Here is a 21329-nt window from a genome sequence, read left to right as displayed (position 1 = left end):
TTCGGGGGTGCTTCGCCCCCCAGCGGGAGCAAGCTCCCTCGCCACAAAAATCGGGTTTACTCAGGCAACTCGACCAAGCCGTCGACATCCGTCATCGCTCGTTCCAGCAGATCCGCCGGCAAGCTTTTGCTCGCCCGCGCACCGAGCAGTTTGAGCTGCTCACTGCGGCTGACCAGGTTGCCGCGTCCTTCTGTCAGCTTGTTGCGCGCCGAGCTGTAGGCTTTGTCCAGTTGCTGCAGGCGATTGCCGACCTCGTCCAGATCCTGAATGAACAACACGAACTTGTCGTACAGCCAGCCGGCCCGCTCGGCGATTTCCCGGGCGTTCTGGCTCTGGCGTTCCTGTTTCCACAGGCTGTCGATGACCCGCAACGTCGCTAGCAACGTGGTCGGACTGACGATCACGATGTTACGGTCGAACGCGTCCTGAAACAGCGTCGGCTCAGCCTGTAATGCCGCCGAAAAAGCCGCTTCGATGGGCACGAACAGCAGAACGAAATCGAGGCTGTGCAGGCCCTCCAGACGTTTGTAGTCCTTGCCCGACAAGCCCTTGACGTGATTGCGCAGGGACAGCACGTGCTGTTTGATCGCGATCTGCCCGAGCGTGTCATCTTCGGCGGCAACGTACTGTTGATAGGCGGTCAGGCTGACCTTGGAGTCGACCACGACCTGCTTGTCGCCTGGCAGGTAAATGATCACGTCGGGCTGGAAGCGCTCGCCGTCCGGGCCCTTGAGGTTGACCTGCGTCTGGTATTCGCGGCCCTTCTCCAGGCCGGCATGTTCCAGCACGCGTTCGAGGATCAACTCACCCCAGTTACCTTGGGTTTTCTGGCCTTTCAAGGCGCGGGTCAAGTTGGTGGCTTCATCGCTCAAGCGCAGATTGAGCGCTTGCAAACGCTCCAGTTCCTTGGCCAGCGAGAAGCGCTCGCGGGCCTCGGCCTGATAGCTTTCTTCCACGCGTTTTTCGAAAGACTGGATGCGCTCTTTCAACGGATCGAGCAACTGGCCGAGTCGCTGTTGACTGGTCTCGGCGAATCGTTGTTCGCGCTCGTCGAAGATCTTGCCTGCCAGCTCGGCGAATTGCGCACGCAATTCATCACGCGAGCCTTGCAGGTCATTGAGGCGTTGTTGATGGCTTTCCTGCTGCTCGCGCAATTCGGCGTTCAGCGATGCCGCCTGAGCGTCGAGGCGACGCAGTTCGGCTTCTTTGTTGGCGCGCTCGATGTTCCAGGCGTGGGAAGCGTCACGGGCGTCATCGCGCTCGATCTGCAACAACTCGACTTCGCGACGCAGGGCTGCCAATTCAGCTTGTTTGGCCGCGTTGGCCTGGCCGAGGTCAGCGACTTCGTCGCGACTGGCCTCCAGTTGAGCGTTGAGCCCGTCCTGTGCCAGTTGCGCCATGGCCAGTCGCTCTTCGAGCAAGGCCACTTCGGCTTGCCCGCTGCTCGCCCGGCGCTGCAGCTGCCAGGCCAGTGCCAGCAACGGCAGCCCTGCCGCTGCGAGCCCCAGCAATACGCTGGTCAAGTCCATAGCCATAGCGATTCCTGCCGATCCGATAAAGCCTGAAGGTTAACCAAGGTGTCAGAACTTGGACAGCTCAGTCTTCGATGAGACCGAGTTCCTGTTGCGCACGAAGGTCGCCGGCGCGCGCGGCCTGACGCAACAGATCGTGACCGATGCGGCGATCGCGGGCGTTCCCGCATTCACGGCACATCAACTGTCCGAGACGGCTTTGCGCGGCGACCACGCCTTCGCGCGCCGGTTGCTTGAGCAAGCGACCGGCAAGGTGCTTGGCATTGTGACTGTCGCTCAGGCGCGGGCTGTCGAGCAGCCATTCGGCCACACGCACGGAAAATCGCTTTGGCGACGTAACACGAGGAGGTTCTGAGGTAACAGAGTCTGATACTGAGCGAAACTTCATAAAACACTGTGGGACAGATCGGAAGGCGCGCCACTCTACTCTCTTTTTCTTACAGGTAAAGTCGAAAAACAACCCGGCACGCCCGTCCTAGAGCAAGCGCTCGGGACAATCCACAGAAGCTGTGGATAACTCAGTGGACAACCGCCCTTCAACCCTCGCAAAGCCTTGTGGAATGGGGCTCGCAGTCAAACTGACGATTTTTTCACCAACAAAAAAAAGCAATGTTTTTCATTGACTTAAACTTTCGTTACAGGCAGCCATCGGGGTCAGGATTGATGTGACAGCGTCGTTACAGCTCGCGCAACTAATGTGCACAAGTACCTGTTACCCGGTTATATCGATGCGCTTTTTCGGGTCGTTTTAGCTGTCTGCCTGGGGATAAGCGGCTCTAAAACGCGGCTTGATGAAAAAACATTCACTGACCGGTGGTCGATATGTGAGCCGATTCGGGGCGATTCAATGGAATGCAAAGCAGACTTGGCCAGAGATTTCAATAATTTTTCAACAAAGGTTTGCTTTAACAAAAATGATCCATTACTATCCGCGGCGTTAGTACCAAGCTGAAAGTCAATTCCGGTCGAACATATCCCCACGGTCAGCCTTCTTCCAAGAAGCCCTTATCGAAAAAAGCGGGAACGACCCCTCGATGGTTTCCAGGTAAATCTTTCCGCGACACGGCCTTTGAATAATGCAAAGGGTGTTGCGAAGACCACTTACTCTGACCGAACCAGCCTGCAAATTGATCAGGATCTTCACCCCGGGCCCAGAACCTTTGCCCTTGATGTGATGCCTGTCCTCCTAAGTACCTACCTGCCAGCCCAAGCGCGCTCACTTATCAGCGCTTCAAACTGGCTGCTTTGTTCCAGTCGGGTTCTTTGTTCGACCAATGGTGGTCGACATTACTGGAACGTTTTAACGTTGCACGGTTCTTATCCGTGTCATTTGTAGGAACACCTAATAACTATGTCTACTCAAATCCATACTCAGGATGCCATTCGCACCCTAACCAACGCTTTTGCACCAATGAACTGCCTGATCATGGCCGCTCGCAAAGGATGCTTCAGCTTCACCGTAGTCAATGAACACGGGATCGCCCGCCACAGCGAGCGTCTGTACCCCGATCAATACTCCAGCGCCGAACCGCTGCAGGCCGTGATCGATCGTACCCGTCAGGCACTGGTTGCCTGAAAGCCGAAAAGGCTGCAAAAAGCAAAAGCCCCGCTTAAAACGCGGGGCTTTTTATTGCCTGATGTTTCACTTTGCGCGGTCAGCGCTTAAGCACCTTCCGATATAACGGTTATAACGGGTCGGCGGAAATATTTTAAAAACAGGCCTTTACGTCGCGAATATGACACTACACTTCAACTCAAGCGGCGTGATCCGCTTCCGGCGAGCCTGAGTCGATCCACCGCTGCCAAGGCCCCTTCAGGTATCGCCGCCCAATAACAAGATCCGAGGGATTTATGGGTATCGCTGCCAGCGAACTGTGTCGCTATGTGATCCGTCCTACGCTGATTTATCTGGGACGTCACTGCGCGACCGCCGAATCCCTGCTGCTGGGCATCGCCGCCAGCCAGTCTGCCCTCGGGTCCGCCCTGCATGACCGCCGTGGCCACGGCCTCTACCGCATCGCCGAGCATCGCCATCAGGCGCTTTGGGATCACTACCTGGCGCTCGATCCGGAGCGTGCAAGCCTGGTGCGCGGTCTCGCCAGCCAGCATGCCTTTCTCAGCGGCCCGCACCTGGAATTGACCGTCAACCTGCGTTACGCCACAGCGATAGCCTGGCTGCTGGTGGAAGAACAAAACCCTACCCTCCCCGACCCGAATGACTTGCTCGGCATGGCGCGTATCTGGCGTCAGACCTTTCAACCTCAGGGTCGTCTGCGTGACTTCACCTGCGCCTGGCAAACCTGTGTTTCACCGCTGAATCAGGTCGCTTGCTGACCAAGCAGTTTCACAAGATCGCCCAACAGGCAGTGATTTTGGTCGGATTGTCCTACAAAACCGCTCTAACTCAAGGCATACGGACTATAGCGCCGAGACGAAAATGTTGGTAATTTTCGCCCCGGTGATCACCAGGAGTTCTAATAATGAAAAAAGTAATGCTCAAAACCACCCTTAAAAATACATTAACATAAGAAACAACACATAACAACGCAGCTGGATATGACATAAACGAACACAGCATCAGCGGGATGGGGACTGGGTACGCCGGGCGATCTTCTTCTGCCGACGACGCAAGCACTGTTTATGGCAACCCTGCCGGCATGTCGCGCATCAAGCGCGAACAAGTCACGGGCGGTGTTGCATTCCTCGACGCAAAAACCGATATCAGCGACGCCAGCTCCAGCCCTAACCGCGGTAGCAACAAAGGCGACATGGTGCCCTTCACCTCCGTACCTATGGGCTTCTACGTCAAACCGATTGACGACCATTGGGCATTCGGTCTCGGTGTATACGTGCCGTTCGGCCTGATTACTGACTACGAGAAAAACTTTGCCGGCCGCTACTTCGGCAGCAAGTCGGAAGTACAAGTCATCACCTTCCAGCCGACTGTCAGCTACGCCTTCAACGACAAGGTATCGATCGGTTTCGGTCCGACCATCAACCGCATCGACGGCACGCTGGAATCGAACCTGTCGATCACCCAGGCCCTGCCGGACGGCAAGGTCAAGATCAAGGGTGACGACACTGCGCTGGGCTACAACATCGGCGTGCTGGTACAAGCGACCGACACCACCCGCCTGGGTCTGACTTATCACTCGAAAGTCGACTACAAGCTCGAAGGCGACACCAAGGTCAATTACAGCGCACTGGCCCTGGTCGGTCTGGGCGCCAACCAGAAGTACGATGCTTCGTTGAAGATCACCACGCCTGAATCGATCGACTTCTCGGTCACTCAAGCGATCAACGACCGCTGGAACGTCTACGCCGGTTCGACCTGGACCCGCTGGAGCCAGCTGGAAAAGATCACCGTCAAGAACTCCGGTGTGCAGCCGCTGCTGGCCGATCAGTTCGGCGAGATCACCGAAGACCAGAACTGGCACGATTCCTGGGCTTACGCCGTGGGTACTTCGTATCAGCTGAACAAGGAATGGGTACTGCGCACCGGTCTGACCTTCGACCAGTCGCCGACCAACAACGTCGACCGCTCGCCACGCATTCCTACCGGCGACCGGACCATCTTCAGCATCGGTGCCGGCTGGAGCCCGACCGAAGACCTGACCATCGACGTTGCTTACTCGTACCTGAAGGAAGAGTCGGTCAAGATCCGCAACGAAAACGATCGTGGCCAGAGCTACAACGCCAAGTATGAAAACTCGGCAAACGGCTTCGGTGTCGGCGCGACTTACCGCTTCTGATGCTGCACGGCGAGGCTAACCCCTCGCCCACAAGAAAGCCCCGCTCTCTTTGCAGAAAGCGGGGCTTTTTTTGTGCCTGGCGTCCGCCCTCAGAAACGACCAGGTTCCACTGTGGGAGCGAGCTCAGTTCTTCAGGGGTTTCGAGGCGATGGCTTTCTCGATTGCGGCGATAAATTCCGGATCATCGGGCTTGGTCAGGCTGGAGAAATTCGCGATGACCTTGCCCTGACGATCGATCACGTATTTGTAGAAATTCCATTTCGGCGCACTGCTTTGCGCAGCGAGCACCTGGAACAGATGGGTGGCATCGTCACCACGGACTTTCTGCGGTTCGGTCATGGCGAACGTCACGCCATAGTTGGCGTAGCAGACCTTGGCGGTCTCGGCGCTGTCCTTGGACTCTTGCTTGAAGTCATTGGAAGGCACGCCGAGCATTTGCAACCCTTGCCCTTCGTAGCGTTTATGCAGCGCTTCAAGGCCTTCGAACTGCGGCGCAAAACCACAGAAACTGGCGGTATTGACAACCACCAGCGGCTTATCGGCGTACTGCTTGCACAGATCGATGGATTCCTTGGCTCGCAGCTTGGGCAGCGAACCTTGCAACACTTCCGGGCAATCCGCCGCCTGGGCCAGGCCAGTCAACGCCACCAGCAACGCGGGAACAGCACACCAGCGCATCAGCATGTCGTACATCCTTGAGCAGTCGTCAGACTTCGACGTTACTCGCCGGACAGCCTTCTAGCAAATACTCATGCCCAATTGCATCAATGCCAGCCCGCCTTGATGCCAGCCCCACCACACCAGCGCCAGCAAAGCGGCGCCGAGTGCGGTGATGGCGATTCGTGGCCAGAATCGGCTCATGCGGCGCTCGCAGCGGCTTGCAGGCGCGCCACCGGACGCTCGCGCACCGGCCAGTTCAATGCAGCCGCCAACAGGCTGAGAAGAATCGCCACTTGCCAGATCAAGTCGTAACTCCCGGTACGGTCATACACCACCCCGCCCAACCAGCCGCCGAGGAACGATCCGAGCTGATGGAACAGGAACACAATGCCACCGAGCATGGACAGATTGCGCACACCAAACAAGGTCGCCACCGTACCGTTGGTCAACGGTACCGTCGACAACCACAGGAAACCCATGGCCATGCCGAACAGGTAGGCCGACGTGGTCGTCACCGGCAGCCACAGGAACAGCACGATCACCACCGCGCGCAGCAGATACAGCGCGGTGAGCAGACGCGGTTTCGACATGCGCCCGCCGAGCCACCCGGCGGTGTAGGTACCGAAGATGTTGAACAGCCCGATCAGCGCCAGCACCGTGGTGCCGACCGTGGCCGGCAAGTGCTGATCGACCAGGTACGCCGGCAGATGCACGCCGATGAAAACCACTTGAAAACCGCAGACGAAAAAGCCGAACGCCAACAGCCAGAACCCCGAGTGTGAACAGGCTTCGCGTAGCGCCTCGGACAGCGTCTGCTCGTGACCGAGCACCGGCAGCGGTTTGTCCTTGAGCATGCTCACCAGCGGCACGATCATCGCCACCAGCAGGCCCAGCACCAGCAGTGCGGCCGACCAGCCGAGCCAGCCGATCAGCCCCAATGTCCCCGGCAACATGGCGAACTGGCCGAAAGAGCCGGCGGCACTGGCGATGCCCATGCCCATACTGCGTTTCTCTGGTGGCACGGCACGCCCCACGACGCCGAGGATGACCGAGAACGAGGTGCCGGAAAGACCGATACCGATCAGCAGGCCGGCGCTCAGTGACAACGTCACCGCCGAATCAGACAGCCCCATGCACACCAGACCCGCCGCGTAGAGCACTCCACCGACGAGGACCACTTTCGCCGCGCCGAAACGGTCAGCCAGCGCGCCGGTAAACGGCTGCGCCAGACCCCAGATCAGGTTCTGCAAGGCGATCGCGAAGGCAAACACCTCGCGGCCCCAGCCGAACTGCGCACTCATCGGCGACAGGAACAGGCCGAAGCCGTGACGCACGCCCAATGACAACGCGAGAATCAGCGCACTACCTACCAACACCCAACCGCACGTACGCCACATCGATGTCATTGTTATTCTCCAGTCGCGGGTATATACCCGCTTGAATCCGAAAAAACTGGCATCAAGCCAGTTCATCCAGCAATTTGAGCAAGGTTTCACGCTTCTCGGCACCCAGACGATCAATCAATCGCTGCTGCGCCGCTTCCCACGCCGGCAGCGCTGCTGCCAAACGCTGTGCGCCGGTTTCGGTGAGCCGGACAATCCGGTTACGCATGTCCGCGCCCTCGGCCAGCGTCACCAGCCCTTCGCCTTCCAGCACGCGCAGATTGCGCCCCAGGGTGCTGCGATCCAGGCCCATGGCTTCGGCAAGTTCGGAGATGCTCGGTTGATCCAGACGCTGCAGATTGCACAGCAAAGAATACTGGGCAACGTTGATCCCGAAGCCGTCGAGAGCGCCGTCGTAATGCCTGCTGACGCCACGAGCGGCGCGACGCAGGTTAGTGCACAAACACTGAGAAGGAAGCATGATGCGTGTATATACCCGCGACTGTGTTAAATCAAGTTACAGATGAGTTCATCCATAACATTTTTGGTGCCTGAAAGATTGCTATCGCTGGCAAGCCAGCTCCCACAGGGAATGATATTGCCCACAAAATCTGCAAATTCCCCCAATACCTGCGGGAGCTGGCTTGCCAGCAGATTCAACATAAAATTTCTACAGGAAATGACATTGCCCAAAAATCGGCAAACCACCCCAATACCTGTGGGAGCTGGCTTGCCAGCAGATTCAAAATAAAATTTCTACAGGAAATGATATTGCCCACAAAATCTGCAAATTCCCCCAATACCTGTGGGAGCTGGCTTGCCAGCGATGAGGCCAGCAGATTCAACATACATCTGTCAGACCAAAACCAGCCCAACCAGCACCGCCATCTCCAGCAACTCCAGCAACGCCCCCGCCGTGTCTCCGGTCGTACCGCCCAACCGCCGCACCATCACTCGCCGCAGCCAGACGAACACGACAACCGCCACCAGCAGCGCAACAACAGCCTTGAACCCGGCAATCAGCACACACGCCAACGCGCTCACCGCAACAACCCACCAACCCGCTCTGCGCGGCAGATGATCGGCCAACGCTTGCCCCAAGCCACCGGCCCGCACATACGGCGTGGTCAGAAACAACCCGAGCAGCGCCGCCCGCCCCAGCACCGGCACGATGATCAGCGCGAGCGTCTGCTGCTGTTCGATCAACGCCAGCAACGCCGCAAACTTGAGCAACAACACCAACACCAGCGTCACCACCGCAATCGGCCCGCTACGTGGATCCTTCATGATCGTCAGCGTGCGCTCGCGATCACCAAAACCGCCGAGCCAGGCATCGGCGCTGTCGGCGAGTCCATCAAGATGCAATGCCCCGCTGAGCAACACCCAAACCGTCAACAACAACGCCCCGTGCAGCAACAGCGGCGTGCCAGCCAACGCCAGATTCAGCGCCCAGAGCATCACGCCGAACAGCAGCCCGACCAGCGGATAAAACAGCAGCGAACGCCCAAGCTGTTCAGGCTCCGGCATCCCCGGCAAACGAATCGGCAGACTGCTGAGAAATTGCAGGGCGATCCACAGCGGCAACATGTCAGCGACTTTCCTTGAGCGAACCATCAGCGTCGACGGTCAGGGAGAACAATGCCCCATGAGTGACTTCGACATTAAGCAGTTGCTCACGAGGCAACCCTCGCGCCCGCGCCAGCAACAGGCGCATCACTCCGCCATGACTGATCAGCAGCACCCGCTCACCCGCGTAAGCCCTGTGCAACCGCGCAACCGCCGCCAACACCCGTGCAGAAAAATCGCCGACTGGCTCCCCTTGCGGCGGCGTAAATGAATAGGGATCCGCCCAAAACAGCCCCAACGCCTCGGCATCGGTTTCCATCAACGCCGCCGCGCTCTGCCCTTCCCACGCACCGAAATGCAGTTCCTGCAGATCCTTGTCCAGTTGCACCGGCAGATTCAATTGCTCGCCCAACTCAGCGGCAAAGCGCGCACAACGCTGCAACGGCGAACTGACCAGACGATCCCACGGCCCGCCCGCGATGACCGCCGCACGCATCTGCGCCCAGCCCTTCTCAGTGAGCGCATCGTCGAGGCTGCCGCGCAAGCCACCACCCAGTTCCGTCTCACCGTGGCGCAGCAGATCCAGACGCAAGGTCATGCCGGACGATCCGCCACCGCTGCTTCGGCGAACGTCGCCATCTGCCCGTGCAGATCACAGGCCAGACGCAACAGCGGCACCGCCAACGCCGCTCCGCTGCCTTCGCCCAGGCGCAGACCGAGTTCCAGCAATGGTTCGGCGTTCAACGTTTCCAGCACATGCCGGTGACCCGGTTCCGCGCCACGGTGACCAAACAGCAGCCACTCGCGGCAGGCCGGATTCAGGCGTACAGCTACCAGCGCAGCGACGGTGCAGATAAAGCCATCGACCAGCACCGCAACACCCTCCTGCGCTGCTGCCAGATACGCGCCGACCAGTGCCGCAATCTCGAAACCACCCAGATTGAACAGCGTCTGCAACGCATCACCCCGTTGCGCCGTGTGCAAGGCCAAGGCACGCTCGATCACTTGCGCTTTATGGCTGACGCCTTCGGCATTCAAACCAGTCCCGGGACCGGTCAGATGCGCCACCGGGCAGTCGAGCAGTGCACACGCCAGCGCGCTCGCAGCGGTGGTGTTGCCAATGCCCATTTCGCCGCCGATGAACAACTGCGCGCCTGCCGCTTTCGCCCGCAGTACGCTGTCGCGACCGGCCTGCAACGCGAGTTCGCCTTGCACTTGGGTCATCGCGGCGCCCTGAACGAAATTCGCCGTACCCGCGCCGATGTTCAAATGACGTACGCCCGGCAGATTCAGCGACGGCGTCACCGTGCCCAGATCCACCACTTCCAGTTGCGCATTAAGCTGGCGCGCCAAAACGCTGATCGCTGCCCCGCCACTGACGAAGTTGAGCAGCATCTGCCCGGTGACTTCCTGTGGAAATGCAGAAACACCTTCAGCGACCACGCCATGATCACCAGCAAAAATCGCAATCCAGATCTGCTCAAGCGTCGGTTTGACCTGCCCTTGCAGACCGGCCAGTTGCACCGCCACGGACTCGAGACGGCCCAGGGAACCGGCCGGTTTGGTCAATTGCTGTTGCCGTGCCGCCGCTTGCTCAACGATATCGGCATGCACCGGTTTGCACGTATTCAGCCACCAGGTTTGGGTCATAACGCAGATCCTTTCAGGGTCAGGGGCAGGCCGGCGACGGTCAGGACAACACGCTGACAACGCTCGGCCAGAGCTTGATGCAGCCAACCGGCTTCATCGACGTAGCGGCGAGTCAATTCGCCCAGCGGCACGACACCCATTCCGGTCTCGTTGCTGACAAAAATGATTTCCCCCGGCAGTGACGCCAGGCATTCGAGCAGGGCTTCGCGTTCGGCAGCGAGGCGTTCGGCATCGTCGAGCATCAGCAGATTGGTCAGCCACAGGGTCAGGCAATCGATCAGCAGGCAGCGCTCGGCGCTGGCGTTTTCGCGCAATACGCGAGCAAGCGTCAGCGGCTCTTCGATGAGCGCCCATTCAGCGGGGCGGCGGGCACGGTGATGGGCGACGCGGTCGCTCATTTCACCGTCCAGCGGCTGGCTGGTGGCGATGTAGGTCACGGCCAGAGTGCTTTCGCTGGCGAGTTTTTCCGCCAGGCGACTTTTGCCGGAGCGGGCGCCGCCGAGGATCAGTTGGAGCATGGGTCATCCAGAAAAATGTGTAGTGAGCCAACCGGCCTCTTCGCTGGCAAGCCAGCTCCCACAGGGTTCAAAGGTGTTCACAAAATTTGCAGCCGACATCAATACTTGTGGGAGCTGGCTTGCCAGCGATGAGGCCAGCACAGGCAACTCAAATCCCACAAAGCTGACGCAACAAATCGGTATCCAGATGCTTCTCCACCAGATCCGCCAAGCGCTCGATATCGCGCTCGCGCAAGCCGTGGTAATCCACCTCCTGCACGTCGCTCAGCCCCGCCCAGCGCAACAGCGCCGCACTGGCTGCCGGCGATTCGAACAAGCCATGCAAATAGGTGCCAAACACCTGCCCGTCAAGACTTTGCGCACCGTCGCAACGACCATCATCCAGATGCACCGCCGCATGCTCCAGCGCCAGCCCGCTGGTCACGCCAGCATGAATCTCATAGCCGCTGACCTCAGCCTCTTCCAGCGCCAGACGCCCGCGCACATTGCGCAGTTGCTTCTCGGCCTCCAGCGTCGTTGCAAACGCCAGCAAACCCAGACCGGCGCTGGAACCCGGCGCGCCTTCCAGGCCCAGCGGGTCATGCACCTGCTCACCGAGCATCTGCAGACCGCCGCAAATCCCCAGGACTTTGCCGCCGTAACGCAGGTGACGGCTGATCGCCGCTTCCCACCCGTTGGCGCGCAGATACGCGAGATCACTGCGCACGCTTTTCGAACCCGGCAGGATGATCAGATCCGCCGGCGGAATCGCCTGGCCCGGACCGACGAATTGCAGATCGACTTGCGGATGCAAACGCAGCGGATCGAAATCGGTGTGGTTGCTGATCCGTGGCAACACCGGCACCACCACTTTCAATACCTGTTCGGCCTTGTCGGTCTGGCGCTGATCGATACCGTCCTCGGCTTCAAGATGCAGGTCCATCACGTACGGCAGCACGCCCACCACCGGTTTGCCGGTGCGCTGCTCAAGCCAGTCGAGGCCCGGTTGCAGCAAGGCGATGTCGCCACGAAAACGGTTGATGATGAAGCCTTTGACCCGCGCCTGTTCGCTCGGCGAGAGCAGTTCCAGCGTGCCGACCAAGTGGGCGAAAACCCCGCCGCGATTGATGTCGGCGATCAGCAACACCGGGCAATCCACCGCTTCGGCAAAGCCCATGTTGGCGATGTCGCCGGCACGCAGATTGATCTCCGCCGGCGAGCCCGCGCCCTCGACCATGACCAGCGGATACGCCGCGCTGAGCCGTTGGTGCGAGGCCAGCACGGCTTGCATCGCGATGGCCTTGTAATCGTGATACGCCACGGCGTTCATGCTGGTGACGGCACGGCCATGGATGATCACTTGTGCGCCGGTGTCACTGTTGGGTTTGAGCAAGACCGGATTCATGTCGGTGTGTGGTTCAAGATTCGCCGCTTGTGCCTGCACCGCTTGCGCGCGTCCGATCTCGCCACCGTCGGCGGTCACCGCGCTGTTGAGCGCCATGTTCTGTGGTTTGAACGGCACCACGGCGATGCCTTGGCGGGTTGCCCAGCGGCATAGCGCCGTCACCAGTGTGCTTTTGCCGGCGTCGGAGGTGGTGCCTTGCACCATCAGGGTTGTCATCGGGTTTCCTTGGCGAAAGCTTGCAGCGCCTGTTCGAGGCGCGCCTCTTCAGCTGCATCGGCAGGCAGGCCGAAACGCAGACTGCTGTTGTGAGTGAAGATGCGCAGGAGGATGCCGCGTCGGGCCATGAATTCGTGCAGCGCTTGCGCCTGCTCGGTGATCAGCCACTGAAACAGCGCGCAACCACCGTGCGGTTTGAAGCCATAGCGTTCCAGCAACAGCGCCAGCCGCTCGCTCGCTTCATCGCTGCGAATGCGCTGACGGGTGTGACCTTCGGTGTCTTGCAGACAGGCCTGACCAAGCACCCGCGTCGGTCCGCTCACGACCCACGGCCCGACCTGTTCGGCGAGTAGCTTGAGCAACTTGCGCTCGGCCAGCACAAAGCCCAACCGCACTCCGGCCAGGCCAAAAAACTTGCCGAACGAGCGCAACACAATCAGACCGACCAAGTGAGTATGCGCGGCCAGGCTCAGTTGCGGCGTGTTGTCCATAAATGCTTCATCGACCACCAGCCAGCCACCGCGCTGAGCGAGCCGCGCATGCCAGTCGAGCAGGCGCGCCGGGGTCAGGCTCAGGCCGGTCGGGTTGTTCGGGTTGACCACCACCAGCACATCGAGGCTGTCGAGAAAGAATTCGACTTCCTGCTCCAGCACCTCGCGCACGATGTAGCCGCTGCGCCGCCAGGCCTCGGCATGCTCGGCGTAACACGGCGACAGCACGCCGACCTTGCCGGCACGACGCAAACGCGGCAGCAACTGGATGGCCATCTGCGAACCGGCCACCGGCAACACCTGCGCCGCGCCGTAGTAATCGCATGCCGCCTGCTCGAGACCATCATCGGTTTCCGGCAATCGCGCCCAGGCGCGCAACGGGATCTCCGGGACTGGAAACGGCCACGGCGCCAGTCCACTGGACAGGTCGAGCCAGTCAGCCTCGGCGATACCGTAATCGTGTGCAGCCTTGCGCAGCCGGCCACCGTGCTCAAGCATAGAATTCAGCCCCCACGCAGAGAATCAGCAGCCATAACCATACGCCGCGCTGGACCAATTGCCAGCCACGGTCGATGGAATCGGCATCGGCCGCAGGGCCCTTGCCGAGTTGCGGACGCTCATGCAGTTCGCCGTGATAAATCGCCGGACCACCCAACTCGACGCCGAGCGCACCAGCCCCTGCCGCCATCACCGGGCCGGCGTTGGGGCTGTCCCATTTTGGCGCTTGAGTACGCCAGCACTGCAACGCGAGTCGGGTTTTGCCCAGCACTGCGTAGGTCAAAGCAACAAGCCGTGCAGGAATGTAGTTAAGGACATCGTCGATTTTTGCCGCGCACCAGCCGAAGCGCTCGAAGCGTTCGTTGCGATAGCCCCACATCGCGTCGAGCGTATTGCTCAAGCGATACAGCACCACGCCCGGCGCACCGGCCACGACAAACCAGAACAGCGCGGCGAACACCGCATCGCTGCCGTTCTCCAGCACCGATTCAGTAGCGGCGCGGGCGACCGCAGTGCTGTCGAGTTCGCTGGTCTGGCGGCTGACCAGATAACCGACACGCTTGCGCGCTTCCTCCAGATCATCGGCGCGCAACGCCGCGGCAACCGGCGCGACGTGCTCACCGAGGCTGCGCATACCGAGGGCGCAATACAGCGCAAGAATTTCGACGAGCCAGCCCACGTACGGCGCCCAGGAAAACGCGGTGGCGAGCAACGTCAGCGGCAGCACCGCGATCACCCACGCGGTGACGCCATGGCTGCGCCAGCCACGTCCGCCGGCGTTGAAACGTTGCTCGATGCGCCCGGCAAAATTGCCGAACGCCACCAGCGGATGCCAGCGTTTCGGTTCACCCAGCAGCGCATCCAGCGCGACCGCGGCGACACTCAACAACGCCACACTCATTGACTCACTCCCCAATAATTCTCAAACAGCAACTCATTGAGCGGACGCGCCTGCGCCCACCCTTCGAGTACCAGCATCGGCGCCGGATAGAATTCCTTGACCGGGCCCAGACACAAAACCGCCAGCGGCTTGGCGCCGGCCGGCAGTTTCAGCAGATCCGCCAACGCTTGCGGCTCGAACAGCGAGACCCAGCCCATGCCCAAGCCTTCAGCCCGGGAGGCCAGCCACAGGTTTTGAATCGCACAAGACAACGAAGCCATGTCCATTTCCGGCAGCGTGCGCCGACCGAAAATGTGTTTCTCGCGATCATCCATCAATGCGGCGACCAGCACTTCGGCGCAGTCGTTGATGCCTTCGACCTTGAGTTTCATGAACTCGTCACTGCGCTCGCCGAGCGCTTCGGCGGTGCGGATGCGTTCTTCTTCCACCAGATTCTGGATCTGCCCGCGCAGGGCTCGGTCGCTGATACGGATGAAGCGCCAGGGCTGCATCAGGCCGACGCTGGGGGCCTGATGCGCGGCCTCGAGCAGTCGCCCCAGCAGTTCGGGCGCGACCGTGCCACCGGTGAAGTGACGCATGTCGCGGCGTTCGGCGATGGCTCGATAAACCGCTGCGCGCTCGGCTTCGGAGAATGCGTTGTCGGTCATAGCCCCATCGCTGGCAAGCCAGCTCCCACAGGGGATTGGGTTTCTTCAGACATTGCATCACCCACCACAGAAGCTGGATTACCAGTCCCTAATGGCGATCGCATTTCTTCAGGCTTTACACCGCCCACTGTGGGAGCTGGCTTGCCAGCGATGGCGGCCTTGAGATCTGGCGCAAACAGCGCGGCAATCGCAGTCGGATTCGACGGGAAATAAAAGTGCACGTAAGAAGCCGTCATCCGCCCTTCCCGATAAACCGCCTCGGCCCCGCGCCCGCCATTCGGGCTCAGGCCCCGGGCAATCGGCGTCAGCTCGGTGGTGGTCAGGGAATGATGATAGGTGTGGCCGCGCAGCGAACCTTCCGGCAGATCCACCGCTTGCAGGGCCAACGCCGCCAGACGCTTTTGCATCACCGCATCGCCCGCCAGCAAACCGACCAGTTCAGCGCGAGTGCCTTCAACGTCAGTCAAGGAATCGAGCAGATACAGCATGCCGCCGCACTCGGCGAGTAACGGTTTGCCAGCCGCGTGATGCGCACGGATCGCGTCGAGCATCGCGGTGTTCTGCGACAGCGCAACATGATGCAATTCCGGATAACCACCGGGCAGATACAGGCTGTCCGCCTCGGGTAATTGCGTATCGCGGATCGGCGAGAAGAAGCTCAATTCGGCACCCATTGCGCGCAACAGGTCGAGGCTCGCGCCATAGGTGAAGGCAAAGGCTTCATCGCGAGCAACGGCAATGCGCACGCCTTCGAGCAATGGCTCGGCGGCGATCACGTCAGGCGCGGCGAACTCCACGGCCGGTGGCAGCGCTACCTCGCAACTGCTGGCAAGCGCTGCGGCGGCCGCATCGAGGCGCACGTCGAGATCATTCAGTTCGCTGGCTTGCACGAGGCCGAGATGGCGGCTCGGCAGTTCGATGCCGGTTTCGCGAGACAACGCGCCGTACCAGCGCAAACCTTCGGTGAGGCTGCCTTCGAGCAATTGCGCATGGCGCAGGGTGCCGACGCGGTTGGCCAGCACGCCGGCAAACGGCAAGTCCGGCTGATAGCGCGCCAATCCAAGCGCCAACGCACCAAAGGTCTGCGCCATCGCCGTGCCGTCGATCACACCGAGGACCGGCACACCAAAATGCCGCGCCAGATCAGCGCTCGACGGCGTGCCGTCAAACAACCCCATCACGCCTTCGATCAGAATCAGATCGGCTTCAGCGGCGGCTTCCCATAACAGGCGACGGCTTTCCTGCTCGCCGACCATCCACATGTCCAATTGATAAACCGGCGCACCGCTGGCGCGCTCGAGAATCATCGGGTCGAGAAAATCCGGGCCGCATTTGAACACGCGGACCTTGCGCCCCTGATTGCGATGCAGACGGGCGAGTGCTGCGGTGACGGTGGTCTTGCCCTGACCGGAGGCCGGCGCGGCGATGAGGACCGCCGGGCAGTGACGTGGTTGATTCAAAGTTCGACGCCTTTCTGCGCTTTGATACCGGCCTGGAAGGCGTGTTTGAGCATGCCCATTTCGGTGACCGTGTCGCCCATCTCGATCATTTCCGGCTTGGCCGCACGACCGGTGACGATCACGTGCTGCATCGGTGGACGCGCCTGCAAGTCGCTGAGTACCTGATCGAGATCGAGGTAGCCGTGCTTGAGGGCGATGTTCAGTTCGTCGAGCACCACCAGACCGATCGACGCATCGCGCAGCAGTTCGCGGGACACGGCCCATGCAGCTTCGGCGGCGGCGATATCGCGCTGACGGTCTTGGGTCTCCCAGGTGAAACCCTCGCCCATCACGTGGAAACGCACTTGCTCGGGGAAGCGGCGGAAGAACAGTTCTTCGCCAGTGCTGTTACGGCCCTTGATGAACTGCACCACGCCGCACTGCATGCCGTGGCCCATGGCGCGGGCGAGCATGCCGAATGCCGAGCTGCTTTTGCCTTTGCCATTGCCGGTCAGCACCAGCACCAGACCGCATTCGTCGGGCGAGTTGGCGATGCGTTCATCGATCACGGCTTTTTTGCGCTGCATACGCGCCAGATGGCGTTCGTCACGCTCGGGGGAATCAGTCATGGGGAGCTCTCCGTTGAGGCTGGATAACGGCGGGCAGGCACAAGAATAGACGGCAAAAAGCCTGGCATCGCCCACCGTGATGCCGCTGGATGGATCAGGCCGGTCTCCGGGCTCATGAGCGGCGTTCGCCTGACTGCGCGCCTTCCCGCTTTGAGCAGTGGCATTCGACGCAGTTTTCACTCATTTACCGTTGCGGGGGCAGCGCCGGGATCGTGGTCGCTCTTCGCTCGAAGACAACCCTCACCGGCTTCCCTGTTTCACTCTGTCGACGCAGGTCACAGAGCACCTGAAACAAGCCGCGAAGGTTAGAGGGTTGGGGGTGGAGCGTCAATTAAAGAGGGGGCCGTCGGGCGAATAACTGCCGTCGATCAATTAACTGGCGTCAATCTTGTGCCATGCTCAGACAAGTGATATCAAAGAGCCATGCTTTTCTCGAAAAAGCCATCACAACAATAAGGATGATTACGATGCAAGGCATGATCATCAGCAACCCGCGCCTGGAATTCCTGCGCCCGGTGCTTGAACGCTGGTTTGACTGTATCGACCGCTACAACGCCGTGCGCGGCGACAGCGACACGCCCTACTGGCATGACGAGAAAGCCAATCTCGGCCTGCTCTCGGCGGCGGCATGGATGGCCGAGCTGGTGACGCTGGAACAGACGGCCACCCGCAAGCAAAACGAAGACGGTGAGCGCAATGCCCGTGCCGACCTGTTTCTCGCCGGCAGCGAGGACCGCGCATACATCCAGGCCACGCAACGCTGGCCGCGGGTCAACAACCTCAACCTGACCCAAGCCCTGCAGGAGATCACCAGCGACGCCAAACGCATCAGCTTTGCCAGCGATCTAAAACTCGGCTGCCTGTTTGTCGCCCCGCAAAAAGCCCAGCACAGCGCCAGCCCCGAAGAACTGCAAGACATGGTCGACGACCTGCAAAAGGAACACACCTGCGCCGTCGCCTGGTATTTCCCTTACGCCTATCGCAAGCTGCGCAACGAAGCCGGCAACTATCACCCGGGCATCGCCGTACTGTTCAAAGAGGCCCGCAGTTGAGCAGTTGAACCATCGGGCTTGCGCGCTCCTCTATGATTAGGAATGCATTCATAGGGAAGATCAGTAATGCGCAAGTCCCAGCTCGTTTTCGTCATCGCCCTCGCCGGAGGGCTCACCGCCTGCGGTGAATCCTCCAGCCTGCAAGTTTCCGACGGCACCGGCCCTTCACCGAAGCTGCCCGAACCCAACAAGACCCTGATCCCGACGGTGAATATTGCTCCGGCGGTCGGCTGGCCCGAGGGCGGCAAACCGACAGCAGCGGCAGGCACCCAGGTCGCCGCGTTCGCCGAAGGCCTCGATCATCCGCGCTGGCTCTACGTGCTGCCCAATGGTGATGTGCTGGTGGCCGAAACCAATGCCCCGCCGAAACCTGATGACAGCAGCGGCGTTCGTGGCTGGGTGATGAAGAAAGTCATGGGCAAGGCTGGCGCCGGCGTGCCGAGCCCGAATCGCATCACGTTGCTGCGCGATGCCGATCACGATGGCGTGGCCGAGACACGCACGGTGTTTCTGCAGAACCTCAACTCGCCGTTTGGCATGACCCTGGTCGGCAATGATCTGTATGTGGCGGATACCGATCGCCTGCTGCGCTTCCATTACGAAGCTGGCGCGACCGAGATCAAGTCGCAACCGATCAAAGTCACGGATCTGCCCGGCGGCACGCTGAATCACCATTGGACCAAGAACGTCATCGCCAGCAAGGACGGCAGCAAGCTGTACGTCACGGTCGGCTCGAACAGCAACGTCGGCGAAAACGGCCTGGATAAAGAGGAAGGTCGCGCCGCGATCTGGGAAGTGGATCGGGCGACCGGCAATCACCGGATTTTCGCCTCGGGCATTCGCAATCCCAACGGTCTGGCCTGGGAACCTACCAGCGGTGCGTTGTGGACGGCAGTCAACGAGCGTGACGAAATCGGCAGCGACCTGGTGCCGGACTACATCACTTCGGTCAAGGACGGTGGCTTTTATGGCTGGCCGTTCAGTTATTACGGTCAGCACGTCGATGTGCGGGTAGAACCGCAGAATCTCGATCTGGTCGCCAAGGCCATTGCTCCAGACTACGCCGTCGGCCCGCACACGGCTTCGCTGGGCCTGACCTTCGCCGCAGGCAACACGCTGCCGGCGCAGTTCAAGGAAGGTGCGTTCATTGGCCAACACGGCTCATGGAACCGCAAGCCGCACAGCGGTTACAAAGTGATTTTCGTGCCGTTTACCGGCGGCAAGCCGAGCGGCACACCGGTGGATGTGCTGACCGGTTTCCTCGACAAGGACGAGAACGCGCTTGGCCGCCCGGTAGGCGTGGTGATCGACCAGCAAGGTGGCTTGCTGGTGGCGGATGATGTGGGGAACAAGGTGTGGCGGGTGTCTTCAGCGAAGTAGAGTTCTAACCGCTGTACGCAATACCTGCGGGAGTGGGCTTGTGTGGCGAGGGGATTTATCCCCGATCGGCTGCGAAGCAGTCGCCAAACCATCACACTCGGTACAACGGGTGGACTGAGAGGGTTGTTTTGGGGCGGCTTCGCCACCCATCGGGGATAAATCCCCTCGCCACACAAGCCCGCTCCCATAAGGGTTCTTCAAAGAATTGAATTACGGATTATGCGCCAGATGCTCAGGTTGCAACACCCGCTTGGCGCTCAGATAAGCCTTCTGCCAATACGCCTTCGACAGGCTATCCAGCTTCACCGTACCGCCAGTGGCCGGCGCATGCACGAAGCGCCCTTCCCCGACGTAAATCCCCGCATGACTGACCTGCGAGCCGCCATTGGTGGCGAAGAAAATCAGATCCCCCGTCTGCAAGCCTTCCTTACCGACATTCGGCGCTTGCATCACGATCAGCTCGCGAGTCGACCGCGGCAGCGAGATACCCGCCGCATCACGGTAGACAAAACCGATCAGGCCACTGCAATCAAACCCGGAATCTGGCGTATTGCCACCCCAGCGATAAGGCGTGCCGACCAGACCAAGCGCGCGGAACAGCACGTCTTCAGCAGCGGGCGAGAAAGATTGGGAAGGGCCGAACACGACTGGCGCGCGAACCACAGGCGCAGGCGGCGGAGTACGACTGGCGCAGGCGCTGAGCAGCGCTGCGAAGAAGATCAATGCGAGGCGGGCCGACATGGTCATAAGCAGAACATCCTGATCTGGCTGCGGCTTTCTCTGCCGGATGGACAGAAAACAAAACCGCCTGCGCAGCACGCAGGCGGTTTGCCATCAATATAGATTCAGGATTCTAGCGGCTACGCGGCAAACTTCAAGTAAGACTTTAACTTCACCTTGTAAAGTCTAGGTCTACTCCGTTGCCGGGAAGCTTTGTTGTCGCCACGGACGTGGCGACAACCGGGGAATTACTTGCGCGCGGTGACCACGGTCGGGGCCATGGCGAGTGCACGCTTGGCTTCGATGAAGGTCTTGCTCCAGTAGCTGTCACCCAGGCTGTCGATGCGAACACCGCCGCTGCGACGACTGCTGGAATGGATGAACTGATTGTCACCGAGGTAGATCCCGGCGTGGCTGACACGACCGCGACGACCGTTGGTGGCGAAGAACAGCAGATCGCCCGGCTCGAGGTTGCTACGCGATACCAGCGGCGCATCCACGTTGATCATTTCGCGAGTGGAGCGTGGCAGGTTCATGCCGGCCTCTTCGCGGAACAGATAGCCGATGAAACCGCTGCAATCGAAACCGGCTTCAGAGGTACCACCGAAACGGTAACGGGTACCGATCAGGGACATGCCGCGTTCGAGGATGCTGTCGGCCAGAACTGGAAGCTGGTAAGGCTTGTTGCCGTTGAAGTCCGACAGTTCTTTTTCGGTGTCCAGCTCTTCCTGGTAAATAACGGAAGACTGGGCAGTGGCAGAATTTTTAACCTGTTGTGGCTGCTCTTGAACTGGAGAATGAGCAGCGCAACCGAACAACAGGGTGACGAGTGCGAGAGGCACGAGGGGTGCGAAGCGCTTTAGCATGGGCACGACCGTGGCTGATAGTTGTAAAGAAGCCGAGACTATGCCC

General features: G+C 60.3%; 24 protein-coding genes, 1 pseudogene and 1 riboswitch. Of the genes and pseudogenes, 5 read left to right on the top strand and 20 right to left on the bottom strand.

Annotated features, from left to right (window positions below; all coding sequences use genetic code 11):
* Positions 1 to 56: 56 nt before the first annotated feature.
* A complete protein-coding gene (gene rmuC / locus ACIONG_RS22215; RefSeq protein WP_213028759.1) occupies positions 57 to 1421 on the bottom strand; it encodes a DNA recombination protein RmuC in 1365 nt (454 codons plus the stop codon).
* Positions 1422 to 1596: 175 nt separating this feature from the next.
* Positions 1597 to 1920, bottom strand: a complete 324-nt coding sequence (locus ACIONG_RS22210; protein ID WP_103306941.1) for a hypothetical protein — start codon at positions 1918 to 1920, stop codon at positions 1597 to 1599.
* A 963-nt stretch (positions 1921 to 2883) separates the two neighbouring features.
* Between ACIONG_RS22210 and ACIONG_RS22205 the strand changes: the two genes are divergently transcribed.
* From ACIONG_RS22205 to ACIONG_RS22195, 3 genes and pseudogenes are all read left to right on the top strand, one after another.
* Positions 2884 to 3108, top strand: coding sequence for a hypothetical protein (locus ACIONG_RS22205; RefSeq protein WP_064586664.1), 225 nt, complete (start codon positions 2884 to 2886; stop codon positions 3106 to 3108).
* Between the two features lie 275 nt (positions 3109 to 3383).
* Positions 3384 to 3866: a hypothetical protein gene (locus tag ACIONG_RS22200; RefSeq protein WP_103306940.1), complete on the top strand. Its 483-nt coding sequence runs from the start codon at positions 3384 to 3386 to the stop codon at positions 3864 to 3866.
* Between the two features lie 146 nt (positions 3867 to 4012).
* Positions 4013 to 5284: pseudogene (locus ACIONG_RS22195) on the top strand (OmpP1/FadL family transporter).
* Positions 5285 to 5407: 123 nt separating this feature from the next.
* On the opposite strand, the gene ACIONG_RS22190 reads toward ACIONG_RS22195, so the two are convergent.
* From ACIONG_RS22190 to cobO, 16 genes are all read right to left on the bottom strand, one after another.
* On the bottom strand, positions 5408 to 5968 hold the full coding sequence (locus ACIONG_RS22190) for a glutathione peroxidase (RefSeq protein ID WP_103306938.1): 561 nt from the start codon (positions 5966 to 5968) through the stop codon (positions 5408 to 5410).
* Positions 5969 to 6022: 54 nt separating this feature from the next.
* Entirely contained in the window at positions 6023 to 6145 is a 123-nt protein-coding gene (locus tag ACIONG_RS22185; RefSeq protein WP_256583597.1) for a hypothetical protein, read from the bottom strand.
* Positions 6142 to 7350, bottom strand: a complete 1209-nt coding sequence (locus ACIONG_RS22180) for an MFS transporter (RefSeq protein ID WP_401302702.1) — start codon at positions 7348 to 7350, stop codon at positions 6142 to 6144. Before ACIONG_RS22180 ends, ACIONG_RS22185 begins: the two co-directional genes overlap by 4 nt.
* 52 nt (positions 7351 to 7402) lie before the next feature.
* Positions 7403 to 7807: a MarR family winged helix-turn-helix transcriptional regulator gene (locus tag ACIONG_RS22175; protein WP_103306936.1), complete on the bottom strand. Its 405-nt coding sequence runs from the start codon at positions 7805 to 7807 to the stop codon at positions 7403 to 7405.
* 26 nt (positions 7808 to 7833) lie between these two features.
* Positions 7834 to 7989, bottom strand: a complete 156-nt coding sequence (locus ACIONG_RS22170) for a hypothetical protein (protein WP_401302700.1) — start codon at positions 7987 to 7989, stop codon at positions 7834 to 7836.
* On the bottom strand, positions 7983 to 8174 hold the full coding sequence (locus tag ACIONG_RS22165) for a hypothetical protein (protein WP_401302698.1): 192 nt from the start codon (positions 8172 to 8174) through the stop codon (positions 7983 to 7985). Before ACIONG_RS22165 ends, ACIONG_RS22170 begins: the two co-directional genes overlap by 7 nt.
* A 7-nt stretch (positions 8175 to 8181) precedes the next feature.
* Entirely contained in the window at positions 8182 to 8913 is a 732-nt protein-coding gene (locus ACIONG_RS22160) for an adenosylcobinamide-GDP ribazoletransferase (protein ID WP_103306935.1), read from the bottom strand.
* Position 8914: 1 nt separating this feature from the next.
* Positions 8915 to 9490 carry an alpha-ribazole phosphatase family protein gene (gene cobC / locus ACIONG_RS22155; protein WP_401302696.1) on the bottom strand — a complete coding sequence of 192 codons (576 nt, stop codon included), beginning with the start codon at positions 9488 to 9490 and terminating at the stop codon, positions 8915 to 8917.
* Positions 9487 to 10542 (bottom strand): nicotinate-nucleotide--dimethylbenzimidazole phosphoribosyltransferase, encoded by a 1056-nt coding sequence (gene cobT / locus ACIONG_RS22150; RefSeq protein ID WP_401302694.1) that lies wholly within the window; start codon positions 10540 to 10542, stop codon positions 9487 to 9489. The genes cobC and cobT overlap by 4 nt, the downstream gene beginning before the upstream one ends.
* Positions 10539 to 11060: a bifunctional adenosylcobinamide kinase/adenosylcobinamide-phosphate guanylyltransferase gene (gene cobU, locus ACIONG_RS22145; protein WP_401302692.1), complete on the bottom strand. Its 522-nt coding sequence runs from the start codon at positions 11058 to 11060 to the stop codon at positions 10539 to 10541. The genes cobT and cobU overlap by 4 nt, the downstream gene beginning before the upstream one ends.
* A gap of 148 nt (positions 11061 to 11208) precedes the next feature.
* On the bottom strand, positions 11209 to 12660 hold the full coding sequence (locus ACIONG_RS22140) for a cobyric acid synthase (RefSeq protein WP_401302690.1): 1452 nt from the start codon (positions 12658 to 12660) through the stop codon (positions 11209 to 11211).
* Entirely contained in the window at positions 12657 to 13649 is a 993-nt protein-coding gene (gene cobD / locus ACIONG_RS22135) for a threonine-phosphate decarboxylase CobD (protein ID WP_103306930.1), read from the bottom strand. The genes ACIONG_RS22140 and cobD overlap by 4 nt, the downstream gene beginning before the upstream one ends.
* Positions 13642 to 14550 carry an adenosylcobinamide-phosphate synthase CbiB gene (gene cbiB / locus ACIONG_RS22130; protein WP_401302688.1) on the bottom strand — a complete coding sequence of 303 codons (909 nt, stop codon included), beginning with the start codon at positions 14548 to 14550 and terminating at the stop codon, positions 13642 to 13644. Before cbiB ends, cobD begins: the two co-directional genes overlap by 8 nt.
* Positions 14547 to 15197 (bottom strand): 5,6-dimethylbenzimidazole synthase, encoded by a 651-nt coding sequence (gene bluB / locus ACIONG_RS22125; RefSeq protein ID WP_213027994.1) that lies wholly within the window; start codon positions 15195 to 15197, stop codon positions 14547 to 14549. The genes cbiB and bluB overlap by 4 nt, the downstream gene beginning before the upstream one ends.
* Positions 15194 to 16657: a cobyrinate a,c-diamide synthase gene (locus ACIONG_RS22120; protein ID WP_401302685.1), complete on the bottom strand. Its 1464-nt coding sequence runs from the start codon at positions 16655 to 16657 to the stop codon at positions 15194 to 15196. The genes bluB and ACIONG_RS22120 overlap by 4 nt, the downstream gene beginning before the upstream one ends.
* Entirely contained in the window at positions 16654 to 17265 is a 612-nt protein-coding gene (cobO, locus tag ACIONG_RS22115) for a cob(I)yrinic acid a,c-diamide adenosyltransferase (protein WP_213027992.1), read from the bottom strand. Before cobO ends, ACIONG_RS22120 begins: the two co-directional genes overlap by 4 nt.
* A gap of 79 nt (positions 17266 to 17344) precedes the next feature.
* Positions 17345 to 17570: riboswitch (cobalamin riboswitch) on the bottom strand.
* A 162-nt stretch (positions 17571 to 17732) separates the two neighbouring features.
* Between cobO and ACIONG_RS22110 the strand changes: the two genes are divergently transcribed.
* Together ACIONG_RS22110 and ACIONG_RS22105 are read left to right on the top strand one after the other, a co-directional pair.
* Positions 17733 to 18317 carry a hypothetical protein gene (locus ACIONG_RS22110; RefSeq protein ID WP_315448515.1) on the top strand — a complete coding sequence of 195 codons (585 nt, stop codon included), beginning with the start codon at positions 17733 to 17735 and terminating at the stop codon, positions 18315 to 18317.
* Positions 18318 to 18383: 66 nt separating this feature from the next.
* A complete protein-coding gene (locus ACIONG_RS22105) occupies positions 18384 to 19697 on the top strand; it encodes a PQQ-dependent sugar dehydrogenase (RefSeq protein WP_401302683.1) in 1314 nt (437 codons plus the stop codon).
* Positions 19698 to 19907: 210 nt separating this feature from the next.
* On the opposite strand, the gene ACIONG_RS22100 is transcribed toward ACIONG_RS22105, so the two are convergent.
* Both ACIONG_RS22100 and ACIONG_RS22095 read right to left on the bottom strand, forming a co-directional pair.
* Complete coding sequence (locus tag ACIONG_RS22100) at positions 19908 to 20444, bottom strand: C40 family peptidase (protein ID WP_103306924.1); 537 nt, start codon at positions 20442 to 20444, stop codon at positions 19908 to 19910.
* A gap of 221 nt (positions 20445 to 20665) precedes the next feature.
* Positions 20666 to 21283 (bottom strand): C40 family peptidase, encoded by a 618-nt coding sequence (locus tag ACIONG_RS22095; RefSeq protein ID WP_213027988.1) that lies wholly within the window; start codon positions 21281 to 21283, stop codon positions 20666 to 20668.
* Between the last annotated feature and the right edge of the window lie 46 nt (positions 21284 to 21329).

This window comes from Pseudomonas sp. NPDC087817, assembly GCF_044742875.1.
GTDB lineage: Bacteria > Pseudomonadota > Gammaproteobacteria > Pseudomonadales > Pseudomonadaceae > Aquipseudomonas.
The sequence above is the reverse complement of the archived record's forward strand: the minus strand, read 5'-3'. Positions and strand labels throughout refer to the sequence as shown.

What these genes read in the sequence shown, in the direction of transcription:
- ACIONG_RS22190 (WP_103306938.1), bottom strand. Translation starts at nt 5,968, where the DNA reads ATGCTGATGCGCTGGTGTGCTGTTCCCGCGTTGCTGGTGGCGTTGACT.
- cobC (WP_401302696.1), bottom strand. Translation starts at nt 9,490, where the DNA reads ATGACCTTGCGTCTGGATCTGCTGCGCCACGGTGAGACGGAACTGGGT.
- ACIONG_RS22205 (WP_064586664.1), top strand. Translation starts at nt 2,884, where the DNA reads ATGTCTACTCAAATCCATACTCAGGATGCCATTCGCACCCTAACCAAC.
- bluB (WP_213027994.1), bottom strand. Translation starts at nt 15,197, where the DNA reads ATGACCGACAACGCATTCTCCGAAGCCGAGCGCGCAGCGGTTTATCGA.
- ACIONG_RS22170 (WP_401302700.1), bottom strand. Translation starts at nt 7,989, where the DNA reads ATGTTGAATCTGCTGGCAAGCCAGCTCCCGCAGGTATTGGGGGAATTT.
- ACIONG_RS22105 (WP_401302683.1), top strand. Translation starts at nt 18,384, where the DNA reads ATGCGCAAGTCCCAGCTCGTTTTCGTCATCGCCCTCGCCGGAGGGCTC.
- ACIONG_RS22185 (WP_256583597.1), bottom strand. Translation starts at nt 6,145, where the DNA reads ATGAGCCGATTCTGGCCACGAATCGCCATCACCGCACTCGGCGCCGCT.
- ACIONG_RS22165 (WP_401302698.1), bottom strand. Translation starts at nt 8,174, where the DNA reads ATGTTGAATCTGCTGGCCTCATCGCTGGCAAGCCAGCTCCCACAGGTA.
- cbiB (WP_401302688.1), bottom strand. Translation starts at nt 14,550, where the DNA reads ATGAGTGTGGCGTTGTTGAGTGTCGCCGCGGTCGCGCTGGATGCGCTG.
- ACIONG_RS22175 (WP_103306936.1), bottom strand. Translation starts at nt 7,807, where the DNA reads ATGCTTCCTTCTCAGTGTTTGTGCACTAACCTGCGTCGCGCCGCTCGT.
- cobO (WP_213027992.1), bottom strand. Translation starts at nt 17,265, where the DNA reads ATGACTGATTCCCCCGAGCGTGACGAACGCCATCTGGCGCGTATGCAG.
- ACIONG_RS22160 (WP_103306935.1), bottom strand. Translation starts at nt 8,913, where the DNA reads ATGTTGCCGCTGTGGATCGCCCTGCAATTTCTCAGCAGTCTGCCGATT.
- ACIONG_RS22200 (WP_103306940.1), top strand. Translation starts at nt 3,384, where the DNA reads ATGGGTATCGCTGCCAGCGAACTGTGTCGCTATGTGATCCGTCCTACG.
- ACIONG_RS22095 (WP_213027988.1), bottom strand. Translation starts at nt 21,283, where the DNA reads ATGCTAAAGCGCTTCGCACCCCTCGTGCCTCTCGCACTCGTCACCCTG.
- ACIONG_RS22180 (WP_401302702.1), bottom strand. Translation starts at nt 7,350, where the DNA reads ATGACATCGATGTGGCGTACGTGCGGTTGGGTGTTGGTAGGTAGTGCG.
- cobU (WP_401302692.1), bottom strand. Translation starts at nt 11,060, where the DNA reads ATGCTCCAACTGATCCTCGGCGGCGCCCGCTCCGGCAAAAGTCGCCTG.
- cobT (WP_401302694.1), bottom strand. Translation starts at nt 10,542, where the DNA reads ATGACCCAAACCTGGTGGCTGAATACGTGCAAACCGGTGCATGCCGAT.
- ACIONG_RS22210 (WP_103306941.1), bottom strand. Translation starts at nt 1,920, where the DNA reads ATGAAGTTTCGCTCAGTATCAGACTCTGTTACCTCAGAACCTCCTCGT.
- ACIONG_RS22140 (WP_401302690.1), bottom strand. Translation starts at nt 12,660, where the DNA reads ATGACAACCCTGATGGTGCAAGGCACCACCTCCGACGCCGGCAAAAGC.
- ACIONG_RS22110 (WP_315448515.1), top strand. Translation starts at nt 17,733, where the DNA reads ATGCAAGGCATGATCATCAGCAACCCGCGCCTGGAATTCCTGCGCCCG.
- cobD (WP_103306930.1), bottom strand. Translation starts at nt 13,649, where the DNA reads ATGCTTGAGCACGGTGGCCGGCTGCGCAAGGCTGCACACGATTACGGT.
- ACIONG_RS22100 (WP_103306924.1), bottom strand. Translation starts at nt 20,444, where the DNA reads ATGACCATGTCGGCCCGCCTCGCATTGATCTTCTTCGCAGCGCTGCTC.